Source organism: Aliivibrio logei (assembly GCF_001691055.1).
In the GTDB taxonomy this organism is placed as follows: domain Bacteria; phylum Pseudomonadota; class Gammaproteobacteria; order Enterobacterales; family Vibrionaceae; genus Aliivibrio; species Aliivibrio salmonicida.
On sequence record NZ_MAJU01000013.1, the window covers coordinates 168,953 to 190,697 of the forward strand.

The following is a 21,745-nucleotide window of genomic DNA, read 5'->3' on the forward strand; positions in this document are numbered from 1 at the left end:
TATAATTACACCTATTATTAAATAAAAATAATAGGGTAATCGGTTGTTAAATACACCATGGGGGGCTGGTAATTACCACGCCCCCCATCTTTCTAAGTGAGAAATGATATGTCAAAAGAATTTAGCCGCGCACAACGTGTGTCGCAACAGCTACAAAAAGAATTAGCCGTAATTCTACAACGTGAAGTTCGTGATTCACGTATTGGTATGGTGACTATTTCAGATGTTGAAGTATCTCGTGATCTTGCTTACGCAAAAGTATTCGTTACTTTTTTCTGTGTTGGTGAGCAAACACCTGAAACATGTCTAGCGGCATTGAAAGAACACGAAGTACCTGTTCGAATGATGCTTGGTAAACGTATTCGTCACCGTTTAACGCCTGAAGTACGTTTTACTTACGACAACACTTTAGTCGAAGGTATGCGCATGTCTAACCTAGTATCAGATGTTGTGAATACTGATAAGCGTAAAATGGCAGAATCAGGTCGTACTGAATCTGACGAAGGGGAAGAGTAATGGCTCGTCGTCGTAAGGGTCGTCCTATTGATGGTGTTATCTTAATTGATAAACCGGCAGGAATTACGTCGAACGATACATTGCAAAAAGTAAAACGCATCTACTTTGCAGAGAAAGCGGGCCATACTGGTGCGCTTGATCCTCTTGCTACAGGTATGCTGCCTCTTTGTTTTGGTGAAGCGACGAAGTTTTCTCAATTCTTACTAGATTCAGACAAGCGTTATCGTGTGGTTGCTAAATTAGGTGAACGCACAAATACATCTGACTCTGATGGTGAAGTGGTTGAAACTCGTGAAGTAAAAGTTGACCGTGGTCAGCTTGAGCGTTGCATTGCTAAGTTTCGTGGCACGACAGATCAAATTCCATCAATGTTTTCTGCGTTAAAGCATGAAGGTCGCCCTTTGTATGAATACGCACGTGAAGGCATTGAAGTTCCTCGTAAGTCTCGTAAAATTACGGTTTATTCTATTGAATTAATCCGTTTTGAAGGTCATGAAGTTGAAATGGAAGTGCATTGTTCAAAGGGCACTTACATTCGAACAATAACGGATGATCTTGGCGAAATGTTGGGTTGTGGTGCTCACGTAACGTATTTACGCCGCACTGGGGTGTCAAATTACCCATATGAAAATATGGTGACGATTGAACATCTTGAAGCATTATTAGAGAAAGCACATCGTGAAGAGATTTCACCTCGTGAATTACTTGATCCTCTATTAATGCCTATGGATTCTGCAGTACAAGATTTACCTGAAGTAAATATGATCACAGAATTAGCCGATCATGTTTTACATGGTCAGCCTGTTCAAGTATTTGGCGCTCCACAAGATGGCATTGTTCGCATGACATCTGGTGAAGAACGTTTATTTATTGGTATTGGTCATATTGATGATGATGGTCGAGTTGCACCAAAGCGTTTAGTTGTATTTAGAGGTGAAATCGAAGAAGACAAATAAGTCGCATTGAAGCAATATAATTAAGAAAGAGTAAAGGCCTTGGTGTTTTTACTCTTTTTTATTGCTTTATTATTGTTCATCCGTATAATTCGCTCTTCGCGTAGTGGCTGAATCAGAGATTGGCTGCTGCAAATATTAAACACTCTTACTCAGGAGAGATTTATGTCTCTGAATGCAGAAACTAAAGCAGCAATCGTTGCAGAATACGCACAATGTGAAAACGATACAGGTTCACCAGAAGTACAAGTTGCACTACTTACTGCTTCTATCAACCACCTTCAAGGTCACTTTGCTAATCACAAGCACGATCACCACAGCCGTCGTGGTCTATTACGTATGGTTTCAAGCCGTCGTAAGCTTCTTGATTACCTTAAAGGTAAAAACAGTACTCGTTACCAAGATCTAATCAAACGTCTAGGCCTACGTCGCTAATTTGCGATGTCTGTAAAGACAGTTTGAAAAAAGGAGCGTTTATCGCTCCTTTTTTTATGCCTGCAATTCCCATTTTTCAATTCTGAAACTCGCATATTGCCCTAATTGGGGTATACTGTGGCCGTTGAAATCGCAGTGTGCGTTTTGACAATATAATCTTATTCATCGTATTACAGTCACCGAAGTCGGCCACTAGGTCGCGACTATTACAAGTTATCTTTTATTAAGTAAATTTGTACTAGTCGCGACTGGTAATATGTTGAACCATCTACGTAAAGTGTTTTAGTTGCAGATAGAAATATATGTGTATTAAGACCAAAGGAAAAAAAATGTTCGAGAAACCAGTCGTAAAATCATTCCAGTACGGTAACCACACCGTAACACTAGAGACGGGCGTAATGGCACGTCAAGCAACTGCAGCAGTAATGGCAAGCATGGACGATACATCAGTATTCGTTTCTGTTGTTGCTAAGAAAGAAGCAGTAGCGGGTCAAGATTTCTTCCCACTAACAGTTAACTACCAAGAGCGTACTTACGCTGCTGGTAAAATCCCTGGTGGTTTCTTTAAGCGTGAAGGTCGTCCTTCTGAAGGAGAAACATTAACGGCTCGTCTAATTGACCGTCCAATTCGTCCACTTTTCCCAAGTGCGTTTAAAAACGAAGTTCAAGTTATCGCTACGGTTGTTTCTATCAACCCTGACGTAAACCCAGACATGATCACTATGATCGCAACGTCTGCGGCACTTTCTATTGCGGGTGTTCCATTTAATGGTCCTATCGGTGCTGCACGTGTTGGTCATATCAACGGTGAGCTTGTTCTTAACCCATCAAACACTGAGCTTGCAAACTCTAAACTAGACCTAGTAGTGTCTGGTACAGAAGCTGCTGTATTAATGGTTGAATCTGAAGCAGATAACCTATCTGAAGAAGAAATGCTTTCTGCTGTTGTATTTGGTCATGACCAACAACAAGTAGTAATCAAAGCAATCAACGAATTTGCTGCTGAAGTTGCAACTCCGTCTTGGAACTGGGAAGCACCTGTAGTAAACGCTGAGCTTAAAGCACAAGTTGCAGAACTTGCAGAAACTCGTCTTTCTGAAGCGTACCAAATTACTGAAAAAATGGCGCGTTACGAGCAAGTTGGCGCAATCAAAAGCGAAGCTGTTGCAGCACTTCTAGCTCAAAATGAAGCACTAGACGAACGTGAAATCCGCGGTATGCTTGGTGCTCTAGAGAAAAACGTAGTACGTAGCCGCATTATTGCTGGTCACCCACGTATCGATGGCCGTGAAAAAGACATGGTTCGTGCGCTAGATGTACGTACTGGTGTTCTTCCTCGTACTCACGGTTCAGCTCTATTCACTCGTGGTGAAACTCAAGCACTTGTTACTGCAACGCTTGGTACACAACGTGATGCTCAAATTATCGATAGCTTAATGGGTGAGAAGAAAGATCACTTCCTTCTACACTATAACTTCCCTCCATACTGTGTTGGTGAAACTGGTTTTGTTGGTTCACCTAAGCGTCGCGAAATCGGCCACGGTAAACTGGCTAAACGTGGTATCCAAGCGGTTATGCCTTCTGTTGAAGAATTCCCATACACAGTACGTGTAGTATCGGAAATCACTGAATCTAACGGTTCATCTTCAATGGCTTCTGTATGTGGTACATCTCTAGCGCTTATGGATGCTGGTGTTCCAATTAAAGCATCTGTTGCTGGTATCGCAATGGGTCTTGTTAAAGAAGGCGATGATTTCGTTGTTCTTTCTGACATCCTTGGCGACGAAGATCACCTAGGTGACATGGACTTTAAAGTTGCGGGTACTAATGCTGGTATTACTGCACTTCAAATGGACATTAAAATTGAAGGTATCACTAAAGAGATCATGCAGATCGCTCTAAACCAAGCACAAGGTGCGCGTAAGCACATCCTTTCTGTTATGGATGAAGCAATCTCAGGCGCTCGTGAAGATATCTCACAATTTGCACCTCGTATCCATACAATGAAAATCAGCTCAGATAAGATCAAAGATGTTATCGGTAAAGGTGGCGCTGTTATCCGTGCTCTAACTGAAGAGACTGGTACAACTATCGAAATCGAAGACGATGGTACTATCAAAATCGCTGCGACTGAAGGTGCTGCTGCACAAGAAGCTATCCGTCGTATCGAAGAGATTACTGCTGAAGTTGAAGTGGGTAAAATCTACCCAGGTAAAGTAATGCGTATCGTAGATTTCGGTGCGTTCGTTACGGTTCTTGGTCCTAAAGAAGGTTTAGTTCATATTTCTCAAATCGCTGAAGAGCGTATTGAGAAAGTTGCTGACCATCTACAAGTTGGTCAAGAAGTTCAAACTAAAGTACTAGAAATAGACCGTCAAGGCCGTATTCGTCTAAGTATTAAAGAAGCAACTGCAGAGCTAAACCCTGTTGCTGCAACTGAAGCAAAAGACGCAGAATAATCTGATTGATTACAGTCTTTTGATGTAAAGCGTGTTATAAAGGGAGCAGAGATGCTCCCTTTTTTTTTGCATTAGGGCGAGTAAAAATAGATTTATTATAGGAGATAATGAGTGAATTGGATTCGAATTACGCTAGTCAGTGCCGTCTTAATATTATCAGGATGTGCATCAACAAAGGATTCTTCAAGTTGGATGTACCCGCCAATGGCAGTGCCTTTACAACCGAGTATTCAGCAGGAGATTCAACTTTCTCGACTTAATCAATTATTATTACGCACTGATATTGACGACGTAACTCGTGCAAAAATGTTTTATGATCGTGGGTTAATAAATGACAGTTTAGGGCTACGTGATTTAGCGCGAGTGGACTTTACTCAGTCTTTAAATTTAAAACCAGATCAAAGTGATGTATTTAATATTTTGGGTGTTTACTACACGCAAAATACCGATTTTGATGGTGCTTATGAAGCCTTCGATTCTGCCTTAGAATTAGATCCATCGAATCAATTTGCAGAACGAAATTTAGCGATTGCCCTTTATTATGGTGAGCGTTATGACCAAGCTTATGAGATAGCAAAGAAACACTATAATGATGCACCAAGTGATCCGTACCGTGCTATTTGGTTATATTGGATTGGTTTAAATGTGGATGCGACAGCCGCAACAGAAGCATTTAAAATACAGTACCAAGAAAGAACAGATGAAGATTTTGGTTGGGATTTAGCGGGTGTTATTTTAAAAGAAACATCGGATGATGCTTTCTTTCAAAAAATCTTAACGACGACTCGAAATAATACCGCACTTGCTCAGAAACTAACAGAAGGGTATTTTTACCTTGGTAAGCGTTATCAGTATGAAGGGGACTACCCTAATGCGATAGCATTATACAAGTTAGCGATGTCAAATAATGTGTATGAATTTGTAGAACATCGTTACTCTTTCATTGAACTGGGTAATATCTTTAAAACGCTGCGTGAATTACAAGAACAAAAACAGAAAGAACAGCAAGCGTTAGAAGTGAAAGAAAAGCAGAATAGCCCAGAGCAAGACAGTGTAGAAAAAGAAGAATTAAAGAAAGAAGCGACCACTAAATAATATAGATTATTTAGTGGTTCATAATATAAAAGGCCCTTATTTTAAAAGATAAGGGCTTTTTATTTATAGCGAAAACTCACTGCTACATTTGAACAGCAAGCCCAGCAATATTATGCCAATAACCATTGCAATGACGGGAATCGTTTAGTTGATACTTTTCAATTCCTTTTTCGTTGAGTTTGAATTTATTTATTTCATCGAACGTATCTACGCTCAATGGACTCAATCTGACGACATCAACGAGATCAATCATGCTTGGTAGATCATTAATTAAGTTATAGCAATAACCTGATTGAGTTTGGATGCCATTAAGAGTGAAGACTTCTTGACCTTCTTGACTATTTACAGTGATACCGTTTGGGTATTTGATACAACAGGTTTCACATTCATCTTTTGGTTTGTTCTCGGCTCTTGCGGTGAAGCATCGAGCAGAATAGGCCAAAGGAAGATAACCATAACTGAACACTTCGGTTTCAAACTTTCCTTTAATACCTAACTCATCACATTGTATTAGCACATTGTTGAGCCATTCACGTGAAAGCTCTACAGGCATACACCAACGAGTCATACCTTGCTTTAAGAATAAGTTCAATGTTTGGGCGTTATAGCAGTTAACCGCAGGGCCAACAACAAATGGAACCTTACTTTCTGAGGCAAGTTGAATTGCTGATACATCATTAGCTTCAATAATAAAATCGCCATTATCAATGTACTTTTTCATCGCATTGACTTCGCTTGGCGCTTCTAAAAGAGCCATCGTTGACAGCACAACTTGTTTTCCTGAACTTGATAGATCCTTGGCTATTGAAAACCAGTCTTTAGGTTTTATTTCTCTTCGTTTAGAGCAAACACTTTCACCTAAATAGATAATATCAGCTTGGCTATTTGAAGCCTGTTGATAAAATTGTTCTACATTATCTTTAGACCAAAAATACAGCAGTGGACCAAGTGCATATTTCATTATTTTCTCCTACTGCCATTTCTTATGGTAAGCACCAAGGGTAGTTTGTGTGCCTTCTGATACATTCGCTAATGTTGCATCCCATTGAGGTTCAACAGAATAACCTTCAGGATTTGCTTTATAGCGATCAATCGCTGCACGCCATGTACGAGTTACTTGTTCCACATAAGCAGGGCTGCGTTGGCGACCTTCAATTTTTACTGACGCGACGTTGGCTGCAAATAACTCAGGAACCAAAGATAGGGTATTTAAACTGGTTGGCTCCTCTAATGCGTGAAATGTTTTTCCTTGGACATCAAAGCGGCCTTTACACAACGTAGGATAGCCAGCGTTTTCACCCTCACCATAACGATCGATCAGAATATTATTCAATCGTGATTCTAATCCGTTTTCTGTTTCTTGCCAGCGAACGTATTTTGCAGGGGAGCAAGCACCCACGGTATTTGGTGATTCACCGGTCATATAAGAAGAGAGATAACAACGCCCTTCAGACATTATGCATAAACTACCAAAAGCAAAAACTTCAAGATCTACGTCTGAGGTTAAGTTACGTGATAATTGCTTCACTTGATGAATCGATAATACGCGGGGTAAGACAACGCGTTTAATATTGAAATTCTTTTTATAGAAATCGATGGCAGCAACGTTTGTTGCAGAGGCTTGAACAGATAAATGCAGCTCTAATTCTGGGTAAGTATTAGCTGCATATTCTAAAACACCAATGTCTGAAATGATAAGTGCATCAATGCCCATTGCGGCTGCATTATCTACCGCTTTTGTCCAGCGATTGAAGCCGTCTGGGTGCGCAAAAGTATTTAGCGCGACATGAATATGCTTATTATTATCGTGAACATATTGCACTGCTTTCTCAAGCTTTTTACCTGTGAAATTTAAACCAGCAAAATGGCGTGCGTTTGTATCGTCTTTAAAGCCGATATAAACAGCATCAGCGCCACAATCAATGGCGGTTTTTAATGCAGGTAAATTACCAGCTGGGCAGAGGAGTTCCATGAGAATACCTAGTTACAAAAATCTGATGCTCTATGATAGAGATAAGAAAAATAAGGAACTTGATGTAAGGCAGGTTTTTTGTTGTTTTGTCCTTAAAATAAAGACTTGGTGATGGAATGGACTAAGTGTCGTAATTTGTTGTTTAACTTGGAAGTCGGGGGCAGTAATACCTAGAAAGTGGTGGTTTCTCTCTAGGTATCAAGTTGAGATATTTGCTAGGATGATGCGCGTTTGTTCTGTACTAATAGCGCTTCAATCTCTTGTTTTGGCTGAGGCTTATAGAAATGGAAGCCTTGTATCGAATCACAATTTAAACTGGACAGTAGCATTGCTTGTTGTCTTGTTTCTACTCCCTCAGCAACAATGTCCATATTTAAGTTTTTTCCGAGATTAATCACGTTTTCAATAATAGTAATTTGTTTTGGTAGTGTATCAATTTCACTAATGAAACCACGGTCGATTTTTAATTCATCGACAGGGAATCTTGCTAAATAAGCAAGGGAAGAATAGCCCGTTCCAAAATCATCTATCGACAATGTAAATCCCAGTTTTTTAATGGCATCGAGCATCTGAATCGCATGTTCACCATCACTCATTACGGCACTTTCGGTTAATTCCAAGGTAATGCAATTAGGGTCGACTTGGGTCGTTTTTAGTAATCTTTCCATATACTCAATGAGTTGTGGATTACCAAATTGTGCTGGAGATAAATTGATAGCAATACGACCGGGTAAAATACCTTGGTTACCCCATTCTTTTACCGTTTGGAAAACCTCACGCATAACCACTTTGCCGAGAGTTTCTATTAAACCTGAGCGTTCTGCGACAGGAATAAATCGAGCGGGGCTAATGTAACCTTCAACCGGATGTTTCCAACGAACGAGGGCTTCTGCGCCATTAATTCTGAAATCACGGGCACTGACTTTGGGTTGGTACCAGACTTCGAGTCCATTATTTTGCAGTGCTTTTTGTAATTCGATTTCTAACCATAAACGCATTCTTGCTTCTTTATTCATTTGATCATGGAATTTGATCAAACGATTGCGACCACGATCTTTTGCTTCGTACATCGCAGTATCTGCATTTTGTAACAAACTACGTGCATCTGTTCCATCTACAGGGTATTGAACACTGCCAATAGAGCAAGCTAATCGTTTTGAAAAGTGTACTAAATCAAAAGGTTGGTTTATTAAGTTAATGATTTTTTCAGCAAGTTGGTCAAGGATTTGATTATGTTCTGGTTTCGGAAAGATAATGCCAAATTCATCGCCGCCTAAATGCCCAACTACGGCGTGTTTTGGTAGCAGTTTTTGTAAGCGAGTCGATATCTCTTTTAGTACTCGATCACCAATGTGGTGGCCTAAAGAGTCATTAATGTTTTTAAAATTATCAATATCAAGATAGAGCATGAAAAATGGAATGTCTTCTTTGATCATTTTCTCAATAACATGAGTAAAACCGTGGCGGTTATAAATCCCAGTTAAAAGATCAACTTGAGGTGAGCAAATGGCTACATTTTTTTCTGTTGGTTTTTTATTTTTAAGGATAACCAGATGAGCGGTACTACCCAGAACATGCGTCTTTTCTACACTTAAACTTAATTCAGCACGAGTTGCACAGTTAGCAGAGCTTCGAACAACGAGTTGTTGCTCAGAAGGAAGAGCAGTAATTAATTCAGATAACGATTTCGTTTTTGACGGTGAACTGAATAATTGTTCAATGCTTTCACCAATAAACTCTGATGGTTTATTAAACCCTAATATTGTGGCTGATGCGGTATTGGCAGAAACGATGATGTCGCCTTCTAATAAGAAAACCGCATCAGTGAGAAGCTCGGTTAACTTACGATATTTTGACTCACTCTCTTCTAACGAATTAAGTAAGAGTTGTCGTTCTGATGTATCGACGGCATGGAATACAATATAAGTATTACCGTCTTGCTCTATTGGAAATAAACTAAAATGAAGACTGGTTTCAAAGCGATGATCATTTAAGGTGATTTCAGCTTCTATTTTTTCGCCATTGAATGCTCGGTCATAGTAGGATTTTAATGAAGAATAGAAATGCTCACCCAAAATTTCAGGATCAGTTCGACCACAGAGTGATTCTCGATTTAATCCACTTATCTCACTATATCGGTTATTCACCGTAACGTATTTATGGTCTGAATCCAGAATGGCAAACAAGAAGGGGCTATTGTCTGTTAGTAAAGGAAGCCAATGTTGTATTTGAGCAAGAGACATAGTGGTTACCGCTTTAGTAAATAAGACAAATTACGACCAGATTCATTGGTATTTTAGCTATTAATAATTTGGACGATAAAATATACATTGAATGAAACCCTATTATCCACCTCTATTCGCAATAAGTGGTTTTTTTGATGCGAAACAGGTTAGAACTCAATCAATCAATTTATACTGACCTACAGTTATCGACCAAATGTGATGGAAATTGAGAGTGTTTAATAAAATTCGTTCAACGTTAGTAGAAAATGCGGCCTCTGTCTTAAAAGTACCGGCGAAGGTTGTACCAGTATCGGTGCAGAAGAAGATCTTACTCGAAGGTTTGAAACAAGTCTTTCATGAAGCGCTTGAAGACGGTGATTTTGAGTTTCTTGAAGATAAATGGTTGAAAGTTTCGATTCTTGATCTCGAATTGCAGTGGTTTATCAGTTATCAAGATGAAAAACTGATAGTCTCGGACAAAATAGAAGTTGATGATGTGAGCTTTAGCGGTGAATTAAATGATCTTATTTTAATTGCTGGCCGTAAAGAAGATCCAGATACTCTATTTTTTCAACGTCGCCTAAAAATTGAAGGTGATACAGAGCTTGGTCTTGAAGTGAAAAACTTAATGGACAGTGTTGATCTTGATTCACTGCCTAAACCTTTAAACCAAGCATTAATGACTTTGGCAAATTTTGTACAACAAGGTTTGCAAAAGATTGAAGTAAAAGAGAGCCTTAATGCTTATTAGAACTGAAGCACCCGCTGATATTCTTACTATTGATCTATTAGTAAAATCAGTTTTTGATACTACTGCTGAAGCTAAACTTGTGATGTCTTTACGTGAAAACAGTCACTTAACCTTATCATTGGTTGCTTGTAATGATGATGGAGAGTTGATTGGTCACTGTTTATTTAGCCCTGTGACGATTAATGGGGAAGACATCGCTTGGCAAGGATTAGCGCCACTGTGTGTTAAAAAAGAATATCAAAAGCAAGGTGTTGCGACGGCAATGATGAAAGAAGCGTTTGAAACACTAACAGAACTTGGTTATCCGGTGTGTGTCGTTTTAGGCGATCCGGCTTATTACCAGCGTTTTGGTTTTGAAGCGGCTGAAAAATATAACATGTCATGCCAATGGGAAGTGCCAGAAGGTGCCTTTATGGTAAAAGCGTGTGATGCTGAGTTTTTAACAGGTCGTTCAGGCTTAATTGAATATTGCCCTGAATTTAACGATTTGTAGAAAGTAGATGCTCTCTATTTATGTTAAAAATAACATAGAGAGCATTCATGGTTTATGAAATACTAACTAAGAAACCTAGGGTGAGTACTGATAATAAAGAGAATAAGCCAGAGCTTAAAATAAGCTGTTTCTTCATATTCATATGTTAACCTCTTGTATTTCTATTGTGAATACTAATGGTATTATCAGTTTCGTGAATATTCAAGGCGTGAAAGTTTTAAAAGTGATTAACGTCATGTTTGGTATCATTATTTACGTTCCCACAGAGCTACATTTTCCTTTCTTATACTACGCCAGTTAAATTTTCTTAGCTTAAAACAATTAATTGTGGTCTTTTTTGATTAATGCGATAGGTTTTATTTTATCTGTTTCAGTTTTTAAATTAATTACGTTTTCACCAATTAGAATCCATTCATCGTTACCTTTTGCATATGCTGTGTTTACCGCTATGGTATTAAGTAAAATGACAAATATAACGATGGCTATTGCCGAGCAAATCCCTGCGGTCGTCAGCAATTGTTTCTTCATAATGATAGACCTTGTATAAAAATAGAGCGGCACATTATCCAATTGTAGTTTATTGAAAGTCAGGTAAAGGTAAAAATGATGAGGTGTTTACTTTTTAAGACGCTTCAAGTGGCATCAGCTCTAGAATGTTGTTAAAATTCTTTGCCTCAAAGCTAAGGGTAAATTGACATGCCAAAACAAGCGTTACAGTTTTTGAATGAGATGGATATTTCTGTTTGGCAGATCCGCCACGTTGAATATTTTCCTACATTAGAAACAAGCACTATTTCATTACCTGAAACGTGTCAGTTACTTTTTATTGCTGAATCAATTCCTACAGAGCGTGATGCTTATTTATTTGGCAAAGTACTTGCGAGTATGAAGCTGAAACCTGAACAGGCGTTATTTCTTTCTTCCGAGTCGTTAGAGTATGTGGCGGAACACCATTTAAATTGGTGTTGGTTCTCTGGTGTGCCTGTTACTGAATTGGAAGGGGTTCAGATACTGAATTCTCCTCTTTTATCTGAAATGCATACAAATACTCAATTACGACGCGACCTATGGCGACAAATTTGTTCTTATGACAATTAATATTCAATTGATAACCGAATCCCATTTAGATGATATTTGGCGTATTGAGCAAACCGCTCATTCACACTCTTGGGCTGAATCTATGATCCGCGATCTAGAAAGTCGCTGTGCTCAACACCGAGTGATGTTGGTCGAGGGAAAGGTCGTCGGGTATTTTTATGCTCAGAATGTCGTTGGAGAAGTTACATTACTTAATGTTGCTGTTGATCCTGCGTATCAAGGGAAAGGGTTTGGTCGTAAATTAACTGAATTTTTTATTGATATGTGCATGGAACAAAAAGCAGAGTCTGCATGGCTAGAAGTACGTGAAAGTAATGCAAAAGCCATTTCATTGTATGAATCTGAAGGCTTTAATGAAGTAACGCGTCGTCATGATTATTACCCAACATCGAATGGTAAAGAAGACGCGATTATCATGAGTTACATATTCTTTTAATGCCTATTATCTAATCGCGAAGGTTATTTTAATTCGATGCTTTAGATAATGAACGTCTTTGAGTATAATCTCGATTAATTACATCCTTTCTGAAATCTTACAGGATTATCAACGCTTATGTCTTTTTTACAAGAAGTGGGTAAACGTAGAACGTTTGCCATCATTTCTCACCCGGATGCGGGTAAAACAACCATTACTGAAAAAGTATTATTATTCGGAAACGCGATTCAAAAAGCGGGAACGGTAAAAGGTCGTGGTTCAAACCAGCACGCAAAATCAGACTGGATGGAAATGGAAAAAGAACGTGGTATTTCTGTTACTACGTCAGTAATGCAATTTCCATTTAACGGTTGCCTTGTTAACCTTCTTGATACTCCTGGGCACGAAGACTTCTCTGAAGATACCTACCGTACATTAACGGCGGTTGATTCATGTCTAATGGTTATCGATGCCGCGAAAGGTGTCGAAGATCGTACTCGTAAATTGATGGAAGTAACGCGTTTACGTGATACACCAATCGTAACGTTCATGAACAAAATGGACCGTGAAGTACGAGACCCAATGGAAGTGCTTGATGAAGTAGAAAGTGAGCTAGGTATGGCTTGTGCTCCTATTTCATGGCCGATTGGTTGTGGTAAAGAATTTAAAGGTGTTTATCACATTCACCGTGATGAAACGATCTTGTATCAATCTGGCCATGGCCATGAGATCCAAGAAGTGCGTACGATCAAAGGCCTTGATAACCCAGAGCTTGATGTTGCAATTGGTAATGAACTTGCGCTCAGTGTTCGAGAAGAGTTAGAGCTGGTTATTGGTGCTGCTCATGAATTTGATTTAGAGCTTTTCCTTAAAGGAGAGCTAACGCCAGTCTACTTTGGTACGGCACTAGGTAACTTCGGTGTTGATCATATGCTTGAAGGCTTGACGGAATGGGCTCCTGCGCCACAAACCCGTGAAGCGACAGAGCGTCCAGTTGAAGCGACAGAAGAAAAATTCTCTGGCTTTGTGTTTAAAATCCAAGCAAACATGGATCCTAAACACCGTGACCGTATTGCCTTTATGCGAATCGTGTCAGGTACTTATACTCAAGGCATGAAAATGAACCACGTTCGTACAGGTAAAAACATCAGTATTTCTGATGCGGTAACCTTTATGGCAGGTGACCGTGCTCGTGCTGAAGTGGCCTATGCGGGTGATATTATTGGCTTGCATAACCACGGTACGATTCAAATTGGTGATACCTTTACTCAAGGTGAAAATTTGAAATTCTCAGGGATCCCTAACTTTGCCCCTGAACTGTTCCGTCGTATTCGTCTTCGTGATCCACTAAAGCAAAAACAATTGCTGAAAGGACTTGTGCAATTATCTGAAGAAGGTGCTGTACAGGTTTTCCGTCCATTACAAAACAATGATCTGATCGTTGGTGCGGTTGGTGTTCTTCAGTTTGATGTGGTTGTTTCTCGTTTGAAATCTGAATATAACGTAGAAGCTATTTATGAAGGCATCAGTGTTGCAACCGCTCGTTGGGTTGAATGTTCTGATGGCAAAATGCTAGATGAATTCCAGCGTAAGAATCAAACTAACCTAGCATTAGATGGTGGCAATAACTTAACGTATATCGCCCCAACGATGGTTAATTTGAATTTAGCGATAGAACGCTTTCCTGATGTTCAATTTAGAGCAACGCGTGAACACTAATTTATTAAAGTGAATATAATTAAACGGAGCCTATGTAGGCTCCGTTTTTGTATCTATAGTATTGGTGTTTAAAGGGAGATGGTGATTATGATTTGGAAGACAATAAAGCAGTGGGTTGAAAAATATGACGCTTGGTGCCTCTCATTAGGGTTAACACCAGAAAATAAACGCAGTTGTGTGCCTTATAAAAAAGAAGAGATAAGCAATGACAACAAAACTGATTGATTCGCACTGTCATTTTGATTTTCCGCCTTTTAAAGACAATGAACTTTTTTATTTAGAAAAGGCACGCTCTGTTGGTGTGAAAAAGCTGATCATTCCTAGTGTTAATTCAAGCAATTGGGAGACGGTAGAACGACTCTCTCATCAATATCCCGAACTTTATTATGCATTAGGTATTCACCCTCAATTTTTAACTGAGAACGATGAAGATGATGTGAAAAAGTTAGAGGTATTATTGGCGAATAAGGCGAATAAGGCGAATAAATGCGTCGCTATTGGTGAGTGTGGATTGGATTTTTGGAATCAAGAGTACGATAAAAAGCATCAAATGAACGTATTTAAAATGCAATGTAAGTTAGCTGTAAAGTACGAATTACCTTTGATTATCCACAGCCGTAAAAGTCATGATGTGGTATTGAAGATATTACGAGAGATAAAACCATTGAAAGGTGGGGTGATCCACGGTTTTAGTGGTAGTACGCAACAAGCTGAAGCATTTATTAAACTCGGTTTTTTCATCGGTGTAGGGGGAGTGATTAGTTATGAGCGTTCGATGAAAACAAAAAGAACAATTTCTGAGCTTCCTTTAGAGTGGTTGATGTTAGAAACTGACGCGCCAGATATGCCATTATCTGGATTTCAAGGGACGCCTAATAGCCCAGATAAAGTCTCTAATATCCTAGAATGTTTAATTTTGATACGAAAAGAACCGAGGGAAACGATTGCGAATGCTGTTTACAGAAATGCCAATCATTTGTTTGGGATTTGAGTTATTAGTCATTGCTTTAGATGTAATTGATGAATCTTTAGATATTCGTTAGTGATAAAGATCACACTAATGAATGAATGTACGATGTACGTTAGCAGAATATGTGACAGCGGCATTACTTTCTTGGTGGTTCAATGAGTATAATCGCCCCCGCTAATTTGAAACACGCCAACAATCAATTTTAGGGAAACTTTTAACTATGAGCCTGTTAATGAGCTTGGTTGGGATAGTAGCGCTGCTTGCATTTGCAGTACTAATATCTGATAACCGTAAAGCAATCAATCTACGTACTGTCGGTGGCGCTTTTGCCATTCAATTTATTCTAGGTGCATTCATACTATACGTACCTGTGGGTCGTGATGTACTGTTAGGTGCATCTGAAGCGGTTGCGAATGTAATCAACTACGGTAACACGGGTATCGAATTCTTATTCGGTGGCTTAGTATCGAATAAAATGTTTGAAGTATTTGGTGGCGGCGGTTTCGTATTCGCACTGCGTGTACTTCCTGTAATCGTGTTCTTTGCATCATTGACTGCGGTACTTTATTACCTTGGTATCATGCAAGTTGTGATTAACTTCTTAGGTGGTGCTCTTCAAAAAGCACTGGGTACTTCTCGTGCGGAATCTCTTTCTGCTACAGCGAATATTTTCGTTGGTCAAACAGAAGCGCCTCTAGTTGTTCGTCCATTCATTCCAAAAATGACTCAATCAGAATTGTTTGCAGTAATGTGTGGTGGTCTAGCTTCTGTTGCTGGTGGTGTTCTTGCTGGTTATGCGTCTATGGGCGTGCCTCTAGAGTACCTAATCGCGGCGTCATTCATGGCAGCTCCTGGTGGTCTTCTATTTGCTAAAATTCTTAAACCAGAAACAGAAACACCGGTTGATCAATTTGATGCACTTGATAACAAAGGCGATGACAAACCAGCTAACGTAATCGATGCAGCAGCAGCAGGCGCTGCAACAGGTATGCAACTTGCGTTAAACGTAGGTGCAATGCTTCTTGCATTCATCGGTCTAATCGCTCTAATCAACGGTATCCTAGGTGGTGTTGGTGGTTGGTTCGGTATGCCAGAAATTACGCTAGAACTTATTCTTGGTTACGTATTTGCTCCAGTTGCTTTCCTAATCGGTGTGCCGTGGGAAGAAGCGACAGTTGCAGGTTCGTTCTTAGGTCAAAAATTAGTAGTTAACGAATTCGTTGCTTACTTAAACTTTGCACCTTACCTAAAAGACGTTGCTGATGGCGGCATGTTAGTTGCTCAAACTGGCGTTGAAATGTCTGAGAAAACGAAAGCAATCATTTCATTCGCACTATGTGGTTTTGCTAACCTTTCTTCTGTAGCAATCCTACTTGGTGGTTTAGGTAGCCTTGCTCCTGAACGTCGTCATGACATCGCTAAGATGGGCATGAAAGCCGTTGCTGCTGGTACATTATCTAACTTAATGTCAGCAACAATTGCAGGTCTATTCTTATCTATCTAATATTATAGAGACAGAAACGACTGATAAAAACCCGCAACGTGTTGCGGGTTTTTTTATGCCTGTCTATTTTTAATATCAATGATCATGGGCTTATTATTATTGATCAAACTTCGTAAAAATGAGGATTATAGAGTAACTACTTATCCGTGTTTTTGTCTTACTCCTAAATGATTTCCCTGTGTAATAAAGAGAACATCTAATTAATTGTATTGGCATAATATTTAAAGTAAAAAGAGTGAGATGCAAACCGATTGCGTTGCCTATCATCGCCAGTCATCATTCATTAGCTTGTTATAATACTGCTCATAATAAAGATTCATATTTAAATGAGCTATGATTAAAAAACACAATAAAACATGGGAGCTCACTATGTTGAATGAAGTATTACTGTCGGTTTTTGCCGGTTTAATTGTTGGCGTTGTATTTTCAGCCATTAAATTACCTATTCCAGCACCACCCGTCCTCTCCGGAGTCATGGGAATTGTTGGGGTTTACCTTGGTGCTGTCGGGTATCAATGGATTATCGAGCGTTTCTTTTCATAATCGCTGTGTTTTCACAGGGAGACACGCTTTCACTAGTTGGCACAATAAAGTGTTGATACTATAAGCAAGTATTTCAACGGTACCTCATGAAGAGGTGCTATTTCAGTACCAAGTACTGGCGGCAAAAAGGATATTGATTGGGCGTCGTTTTACAGCTCAATTCTTCAAGGAATCAAGTCCGCTCATACGCTGTTTATGTAGAACGAAAGTTCAGACAGCAATACAGTATTATGCTTAGGCATATAACAGCACTATCAAAGAATATTATTCTATCGGAGATAACAATGAGCGATTTAAAAGCAGCTGCACTACGTGCATTAAAGTTGATGGATTTAACCACACTAAACGATAACGACACAGATGAAGCCGTTATTGCGTTGTGTAAAAATGCGAAGACAGCCGTAGGCAATACAGCAGCAGTCTGTATCTATCCTCGTTTTGTACCTATTGCTAAAAAAACGCTACGTGAACAGGGGACTCCTGATGTTCGCATTGCAACGGTAACTAACTTCCCTCACGGTAATGATGATATTGCTATTGCGGTGGCTGAAACGAAAGCTGCGGTTGCTTATGGCGCAGACGAAGTCGATGTTGTCTTCCCATACCGTGCATTGATTGCTGGTAATGAAACTGTTGGTTTTGAACTGGTTAAGCAATGTAAAGAAGCGTGTGGCGATATTCTGCTTAAAGTGATCATTGAAACTGGCGAGCTAAAAGAAGAAGCACTTATTAAGAAAGCGTCTCAAATTTGTATTGAAGCAGGTGCTAACTTCATTAAAACCTCTACTGGTAAAGTGCCAGTGAACGCAACACCAGAATATGCACGCATGATGTTAGAAGTTATTCGTGATATGGGCGTAGCAAAAACCGTGGGTTTCAAACCTGCTGGCGGCGTTCGTACTGCTGAAGATGCACAAGCATACCTAGCAATGGCTGATGATATTCTAGGTGGCGATTGGGCTGATAACATGCACTACCGTTTTGGTGCGTCAAGCCTACTGACTAATCTTTTAAATACATTAGAAGTGACAGCAGAAACAGCAGACCCATCTGCATACTAGTTTCCTGTTACTCGATTTATATCGATAAATAAATCGACTTAGGTGAGGCATTACCGCTTCACCTACCTCAACCCTACCTATATTAATTTACCCAACCAAGATTGGGGAGGCACTAATGTATCTACCACAAGAGATTATTCGTAGAAAACGCGACAATAAAGTACTAACAACAGAAGAAATTAACTTTTTTATTCAAGGTGTTGCAAAAAATACCGTGTCTGAAGGTCAAATTGCAGCATTTGCAATGGCGGTCTATTTTAATGAAATGACGATGCCTGAACGTATCGCATTAACGTGTGCAATGCGTGATTCAGGAATGGTAATTGATTGGAGCCACATGAACTTCGATGGCCCAATTGTTGATAAACATTCAACCGGTGGTGTTGGTGATGTAACCTCATTAATGCTTGGTCCTATGGTGGCGGCATGTGGTGGTTATGTTCCTATGATCTCTGGTCGTGGTTTAGGTCATACTGGCGGCACGTTAGATAAATTGGAATCCATTGCTGGCTACAATATTATGCCAAACAATGATCTTTTTGGAAAAGTAACCAAAGAAGCTGGCGTAGCTATCATTGGTCAAACGGGTGATTTAGCACCGGCAGATAAGCGTGTTTATGCCACTCGTGATGTAACGGCAACCGTTGATAATATTTCATTGATTACGGCATCTATTCTTTCTAAGAAATTAGCCGCAGGTTTAGATTCATTAGTGATGGATGTAAAAGCCGGTTCAGGTGCATTTATGCCGACTTATGAGGCATCAGAAGAGCTGGCTAAATCTATCGTAGCTGTTGCTAATGGCGCGGGCACGAAGACGACCGCATTACTGACGGACATGAATCAAGTATTAGCCTCTACTGCAGGTAATGCATTAGAAGTTCGTGAAGCTATTCGTTTCCTAACTGGCGAATACCGTAATCCTCGTTTATATGAAGTTACGATGGCGCTATGTGCTGAAATGCTTGTGATTGCGAACTTAGCAAAAGACGAACAAGAAGCACGTATTAAATTGCAAGCAGTGTTAGACAACGGCAAAGCCGCAGAATGTTTTGGTAAAATGGTGTTTGGTCTTGGTGGACCAAATGACATTATCGAAAATTACGATAACCATTTAGAAACCGCGCAAATCATTAAACCTGTATTTGCAGACAAATCCGGCTTTGTTAATACGATGGATACACGTGATTTAGGCATGGCAGTCGTGGGTATGGGGGGCGGTCGTCGTGTTGCTAGCGATACTATTGATTATGCGGTCGGGTTAAGTGATATGATTCGTTTAGGTCAAACCGTTGATAGCAATCAACCATTAGCGATGATCCATGCTCGTAATGAAGATCAATGGCAGCAGGCTGCAGATGCAGTTAAAGCCGCTATCGTGATCAGCGAAGAACAACCAGAAGCGACACCGGAAGTTTATCGTAAAGTTCGCTCACAAGATGTGTAAGGAAGAAACCATGAAACGTGCAATTATTTTAGTTCTTGATTCATTTGGTATTGGTGCAGCAGGTGATGCTGAAAAATTTGGTGATGTGGGTTCAGATACAATGGGTCACATTGCAGAACAGTGTGACAAAGGACTTGCCGATAATGGAAACCGTAAAGGGCCATTAACGCTTCCAAATCTATCAAAGCTGGGTTTAGCAATGGCAGGTAAAGAGTCTACGGGCAAATTAGCCGCAGGTTTAGACGCTGATGCTGAGATTATTGGTGCCTATGGTCATGCCGCTGAATTGTCTTCAGGTAAAGATACACCTTCTGGTCACTGGGAAATTGCAGGCGTACCTGTCTTATTTGATTGGGGTTACTTTAGCGATAAAGAAAATAGTTTCCCTAAAGAGCTAACCGACCGAATTCTTGCTCGTGCCAACCTTTCTGGTTACCTAGGTAATTGCCATGCATCAGGCACACAAGTACTAGATGATTTAGGTGAAGAACACATGAAGACAGGCATGCCGATCTTCTACACCTCTGCTGATTCGGTATTCCAAATTGCGTGTCATGAAGAAACGTTTGGCTTAGATAATTTATTAACACTTTGCCAAATCGCACGTGAAGAACTTGAAGATTATAATATTGGCCGAGTGATAGCACGTCCATTTATTGGTGCAGGTAAAGGTCAATTTGAACGTACGGGTAACCGCCGCGATCTTTCTCTGGAACCGCCAGCAATTACCGTATTACAAAAACTGGTAGAAGAGAAAAACGGTCACGTACATTCTATTGGTAAAATCTCTGATATTTATGCTGGTTGTGGTATTACACAAAAAACCAAAGCAACAGGCATTCCAGCATTGTTTGATGCAACCAAAGAGGCAATTACGGCGGCGAGTGATAACACCATCGTATTTACTAACTTTGTGGATTTTGATTCAGCGTATGGTCACCGTCGTGACGTTGCAGGTTATGCGGCGGCACTAGAGTATTTTGATGGAAGACTTCCAGAGATCATGGAAATGCTACAAGAAGACGATATTCTAATCCTAACGGCTGATCATGGTTGTGATCCTACATGGCCTGGTACCGATCATACTCGTGAACATATTCCCGTTCTTGTTTATGGACACAAAGTACCTGCGGGTTCATTGGGGCTTCGTGATACCTTTGCCGATATAGGGCAGACCTTAGCAGAGTATTTTGAAATCTCTGATATGGAATATGGAAAATCATTCCTATAAAAATAATAAGCAGTAGAGCCCTCTCTACTGCTTTTTTCTAGTTTAAGTTTAAAAAGAAAGGGTGAAAATTATGGCAACTCCACATATTAATGCTGAAATGGGTGACTTTGCAGACGTTGTTTTAATGCCTGGAGACCCAATCCGAGCAAAATACATTGCAGAAACATTCTTAGACGATGTTGTTCAAGTGTGCGATGTTCGAAATATGTTTGGCTACACTGGAACCTATAAAGGTCGTAAAATCTCAGTGATGGGGCATGGCATGGGGATCCCATCATGTTCAATTTATATGACTGAGCTTGTTAAAGATTTTGGCGTTAAAAAAGTGATTCGTGTAGGCAGTTGTGGTGCAGTAAACGAAGACATTAAAGTTCGTGATGTTGTAATTGGTATGGGCGCATGTACGGATTCTAAAGTGAACCGTATTCGTTTTAAAGATCACGACTTTGCAGCAATTGCTGATTACGAAATGGTACGTAATGCTGAGCTTGCAGCACAGGCACGTGGTATTAAGGTCAAAGTCGGCAATCTTTTCTCTGCTGAGCTATTCTATACGCCAGATCCAAGCATGTTTGACCTAATGGATAAATACGGCATCGTAGGCGTAGAGATGGAAGCGGCTGGTATGTACGGTGTTGCTGCAGAATACGGTGCAAAAGCATTAGCTATCTGTACTGTGTCTGATCACATCAAAACCGGTGAGCAAACGACATCTGATGAACGAGCGACAACATTTGATGAAATGATGCTGATTGCGTTAGATTCAGTATTGCTTGGCGACAAATAATGTCACATTATTTGTAGTGAAAAAAAGGCGGTGTTATTTATTAACATCGCCTTTTTATTATTTATCTGTGA

General features: G+C 39.9%; 22 protein-coding genes. 18 read left to right on the forward strand and 4 right to left on the reverse strand.

Annotated features, from left to right (window positions below; translation table 11 throughout):
* Positions 1-108: 108 nt before the first annotated feature.
* From rbfA to nlpI, 5 genes are all read left to right on the forward strand, one after another.
* The gene (gene rbfA, locus A6E04_RS13930) at positions 109-516 is read left to right on the forward strand and encodes a 30S ribosome-binding factor RbfA (RefSeq protein WP_012549407.1); all 408 of its coding nucleotides are present in this window, start codon (positions 109-111) and stop codon (positions 514-516) included.
* Complete coding sequence (gene truB, locus A6E04_RS13935) at positions 516-1,472, forward strand: tRNA pseudouridine(55) synthase TruB (protein ID WP_065611645.1); 957 nt, start codon at positions 516-518, stop codon at positions 1,470-1,472. Before rbfA ends, truB begins: the two co-directional genes overlap by 1 nt.
* Before the next feature lie 162 nt (positions 1,473-1,634).
* The gene (rpsO, locus tag A6E04_RS13940; protein ID WP_012549409.1) at positions 1,635-1,904 is read left to right on the forward strand and encodes a 30S ribosomal protein S15; all 270 of its coding nucleotides are present in this window, start codon (positions 1,635-1,637) and stop codon (positions 1,902-1,904) included.
* A 329-nt stretch (positions 1,905-2,233) separates the two neighbouring features.
* Positions 2,234-4,363, forward strand: a complete 2,130-nt coding sequence (pnp, locus tag A6E04_RS13945) for a polyribonucleotide nucleotidyltransferase (RefSeq protein WP_023604114.1) — start codon at positions 2,234-2,236, stop codon at positions 4,361-4,363.
* Between the two features lie 111 nt (positions 4,364-4,474).
* Positions 4,475-5,458 (forward strand): lipoprotein NlpI, encoded by a 984-nt coding sequence (gene nlpI / locus A6E04_RS13950; protein ID WP_017021050.1) that lies wholly within the window; start codon positions 4,475-4,477, stop codon positions 5,456-5,458.
* Positions 5,459-5,540: 82 nt separating this feature from the next.
* On the opposite strand, the gene A6E04_RS13955 is transcribed toward nlpI, so the two are convergent.
* The 3 genes from A6E04_RS13955 to A6E04_RS13965 all read right to left on the reverse strand — a co-directional run bounded on the left by A6E04_RS13955 (position 5,541) and on the right by A6E04_RS13965 (position 9,673).
* Entirely contained in the window at positions 5,541-6,419 is an 879-nt protein-coding gene (locus tag A6E04_RS13955; protein WP_017021051.1) for a U32 family peptidase, read from the reverse strand.
* Between the two features lie 9 nt (positions 6,420-6,428).
* Positions 6,429-7,430, reverse strand: coding sequence for a ubiquinone anaerobic biosynthesis protein UbiU (gene ubiU / locus A6E04_RS13960; protein WP_017021052.1), 1,002 nt, complete (start codon positions 7,428-7,430; stop codon positions 6,429-6,431).
* 215 nt (positions 7,431-7,645) lie between these two features.
* A complete protein-coding gene (locus tag A6E04_RS13965; RefSeq protein WP_017021054.1) occupies positions 7,646-9,673 on the reverse strand; it encodes a sensor domain-containing protein in 2,028 nt (675 codons plus the stop codon).
* Positions 9,674-9,887: 214 nt separating this feature from the next.
* On the opposite strand from A6E04_RS13965, the gene ubiT reads away from it, so the two are divergent.
* Both ubiT and A6E04_RS13975 read left to right on the forward strand, forming a co-directional pair.
* The gene (ubiT, locus tag A6E04_RS13970) at positions 9,888-10,406 is read left to right on the forward strand and encodes a ubiquinone anaerobic biosynthesis accessory factor UbiT (RefSeq protein ID WP_012549415.1); all 519 of its coding nucleotides are present in this window, start codon (positions 9,888-9,890) and stop codon (positions 10,404-10,406) included.
* Complete coding sequence (locus A6E04_RS13975; RefSeq protein ID WP_017021055.1) at positions 10,396-10,899, forward strand: GNAT family N-acetyltransferase; 504 nt, start codon at positions 10,396-10,398, stop codon at positions 10,897-10,899. Before ubiT ends, A6E04_RS13975 begins: the two co-directional genes overlap by 11 nt.
* A gap of 321 nt (positions 10,900-11,220) precedes the next feature.
* Here the strand turns inward: A6E04_RS13975 and A6E04_RS13980 are convergent, their stop codons facing one another.
* Positions 11,221-11,427 (reverse strand): hypothetical protein, encoded by a 207-nt coding sequence (locus tag A6E04_RS13980; protein ID WP_044583184.1) that lies wholly within the window; start codon positions 11,425-11,427, stop codon positions 11,221-11,223.
* A 168-nt stretch (positions 11,428-11,595) separates the two neighbouring features.
* Here A6E04_RS13980 and A6E04_RS13985 point away from each other — a divergent pair, with 168 nt between their 5' ends.
* From A6E04_RS13985 to deoD, 11 genes are all read left to right on the forward strand, one after another.
* Positions 11,596-11,997, forward strand: a complete 402-nt coding sequence (locus A6E04_RS13985; protein WP_023604117.1) for a DNA polymerase III subunit psi — start codon at positions 11,596-11,598, stop codon at positions 11,995-11,997.
* The gene (gene rimI / locus A6E04_RS13990; protein WP_017021057.1) at positions 11,987-12,433 is read left to right on the forward strand and encodes a ribosomal protein S18-alanine N-acetyltransferase; all 447 of its coding nucleotides are present in this window, start codon (positions 11,987-11,989) and stop codon (positions 12,431-12,433) included. The genes A6E04_RS13985 and rimI overlap by 11 nt, the downstream gene beginning before the upstream one ends.
* Before the next feature lie 117 nt (positions 12,434-12,550).
* A complete protein-coding gene (gene prfC, locus A6E04_RS13995; RefSeq protein ID WP_017021058.1) occupies positions 12,551-14,131 on the forward strand; it encodes a peptide chain release factor 3 in 1,581 nt (526 codons plus the stop codon).
* Positions 14,132-14,218: 87 nt separating this feature from the next.
* Positions 14,219-14,356, forward strand: a complete 138-nt coding sequence (locus A6E04_RS21175; RefSeq protein WP_175286812.1) for a hypothetical protein — start codon at positions 14,219-14,221, stop codon at positions 14,354-14,356.
* The gene (locus A6E04_RS14000) at positions 14,337-15,122 is read left to right on the forward strand and encodes a TatD family hydrolase (RefSeq protein ID WP_017021060.1); all 786 of its coding nucleotides are present in this window, start codon (positions 14,337-14,339) and stop codon (positions 15,120-15,122) included. Before A6E04_RS21175 ends, A6E04_RS14000 begins: the two co-directional genes overlap by 20 nt.
* A 199-nt stretch (positions 15,123-15,321) precedes the next feature.
* The gene (locus A6E04_RS14005) at positions 15,322-16,605 is read left to right on the forward strand and encodes a NupC/NupG family nucleoside CNT transporter (RefSeq protein WP_012549424.1); all 1,284 of its coding nucleotides are present in this window, start codon (positions 15,322-15,324) and stop codon (positions 16,603-16,605) included.
* A 372-nt stretch (positions 16,606-16,977) separates the two neighbouring features.
* Positions 16,978-17,148: a XapX domain-containing protein gene (locus A6E04_RS14010; RefSeq protein WP_023604119.1), complete on the forward strand. Its 171-nt coding sequence runs from the start codon at positions 16,978-16,980 to the stop codon at positions 17,146-17,148.
* A 284-nt stretch (positions 17,149-17,432) separates the two neighbouring features.
* Positions 17,433-18,209 (forward strand): deoxyribose-phosphate aldolase, encoded by a 777-nt coding sequence (gene deoC, locus A6E04_RS14015; RefSeq protein WP_017021062.1) that lies wholly within the window; start codon positions 17,433-17,435, stop codon positions 18,207-18,209.
* Positions 18,210-18,324: 115 nt separating this feature from the next.
* Positions 18,325-19,656, forward strand: a complete 1,332-nt coding sequence (gene deoA, locus A6E04_RS14020; RefSeq protein ID WP_065611646.1) for a thymidine phosphorylase — start codon at positions 18,325-18,327, stop codon at positions 19,654-19,656.
* 10 nt (positions 19,657-19,666) lie between these two features.
* On the forward strand, positions 19,667-20,887 hold the full coding sequence (locus tag A6E04_RS14025; RefSeq protein ID WP_012549429.1) for a phosphopentomutase: 1,221 nt from the start codon (positions 19,667-19,669) through the stop codon (positions 20,885-20,887).
* Between the two features lie 70 nt (positions 20,888-20,957).
* A complete protein-coding gene (deoD, locus tag A6E04_RS14030; protein ID WP_017021065.1) occupies positions 20,958-21,674 on the forward strand; it encodes a purine-nucleoside phosphorylase in 717 nt (238 codons plus the stop codon).
* The last annotated feature ends 71 nt before the right edge of the window (positions 21,675-21,745 follow it).

Coding starts and splice junctions, on each gene's coding strand:
- rbfA (WP_012549407.1), top strand. CDS start 109: ATGTCAAAAGAATTTAGCCGCGCACAACGTGTGTCGCAACAGCTACAA.
- truB (WP_065611645.1), top strand. CDS start 516: ATGGCTCGTCGTCGTAAGGGTCGTCCTATTGATGGTGTTATCTTAATT.
- rpsO (WP_012549409.1), top strand. CDS start 1,635: ATGTCTCTGAATGCAGAAACTAAAGCAGCAATCGTTGCAGAATACGCA.
- pnp (WP_023604114.1), top strand. CDS start 2,234: ATGTTCGAGAAACCAGTCGTAAAATCATTCCAGTACGGTAACCACACC.
- A6E04_RS13955 (WP_017021051.1), bottom strand. CDS start 6,419: ATGAAATATGCACTTGGTCCACTGCTGTATTTTTGGTCTAAAGATAAT.
- ubiU (WP_017021052.1), bottom strand. CDS start 7,430: ATGGAACTCCTCTGCCCAGCTGGTAATTTACCTGCATTAAAAACCGCC.
- A6E04_RS13965 (WP_017021054.1), bottom strand. CDS start 9,673: ATGTCTCTTGCTCAAATACAACATTGGCTTCCTTTACTAACAGACAAT.
- A6E04_RS13975 (WP_017021055.1), top strand. CDS start 10,396: ATGCTTATTAGAACTGAAGCACCCGCTGATATTCTTACTATTGATCTA.
- A6E04_RS13980 (WP_044583184.1), bottom strand. CDS start 11,427: ATGAAGAAACAATTGCTGACGACCGCAGGGATTTGCTCGGCAATAGCC.
- A6E04_RS13985 (WP_023604117.1), top strand. CDS start 11,596: ATGCCAAAACAAGCGTTACAGTTTTTGAATGAGATGGATATTTCTGTT.
- rimI (WP_017021057.1), top strand. CDS start 11,987: ATGACAATTAATATTCAATTGATAACCGAATCCCATTTAGATGATATT.
- prfC (WP_017021058.1), top strand. CDS start 12,551: ATGTCTTTTTTACAAGAAGTGGGTAAACGTAGAACGTTTGCCATCATT.
- A6E04_RS21175 (WP_175286812.1), top strand. CDS start 14,219: ATGATTTGGAAGACAATAAAGCAGTGGGTTGAAAAATATGACGCTTGG.
- A6E04_RS14000 (WP_017021060.1), top strand. CDS start 14,337: ATGACAACAAAACTGATTGATTCGCACTGTCATTTTGATTTTCCGCCT.
- A6E04_RS14005 (WP_012549424.1), top strand. CDS start 15,322: ATGAGCCTGTTAATGAGCTTGGTTGGGATAGTAGCGCTGCTTGCATTT.
- deoC (WP_017021062.1), top strand. CDS start 17,433: ATGAGCGATTTAAAAGCAGCTGCACTACGTGCATTAAAGTTGATGGAT.
- deoA (WP_065611646.1), top strand. CDS start 18,325: ATGTATCTACCACAAGAGATTATTCGTAGAAAACGCGACAATAAAGTA.
- A6E04_RS14025 (WP_012549429.1), top strand. CDS start 19,667: ATGAAACGTGCAATTATTTTAGTTCTTGATTCATTTGGTATTGGTGCA.
- deoD (WP_017021065.1), top strand. CDS start 20,958: ATGGCAACTCCACATATTAATGCTGAAATGGGTGACTTTGCAGACGTT.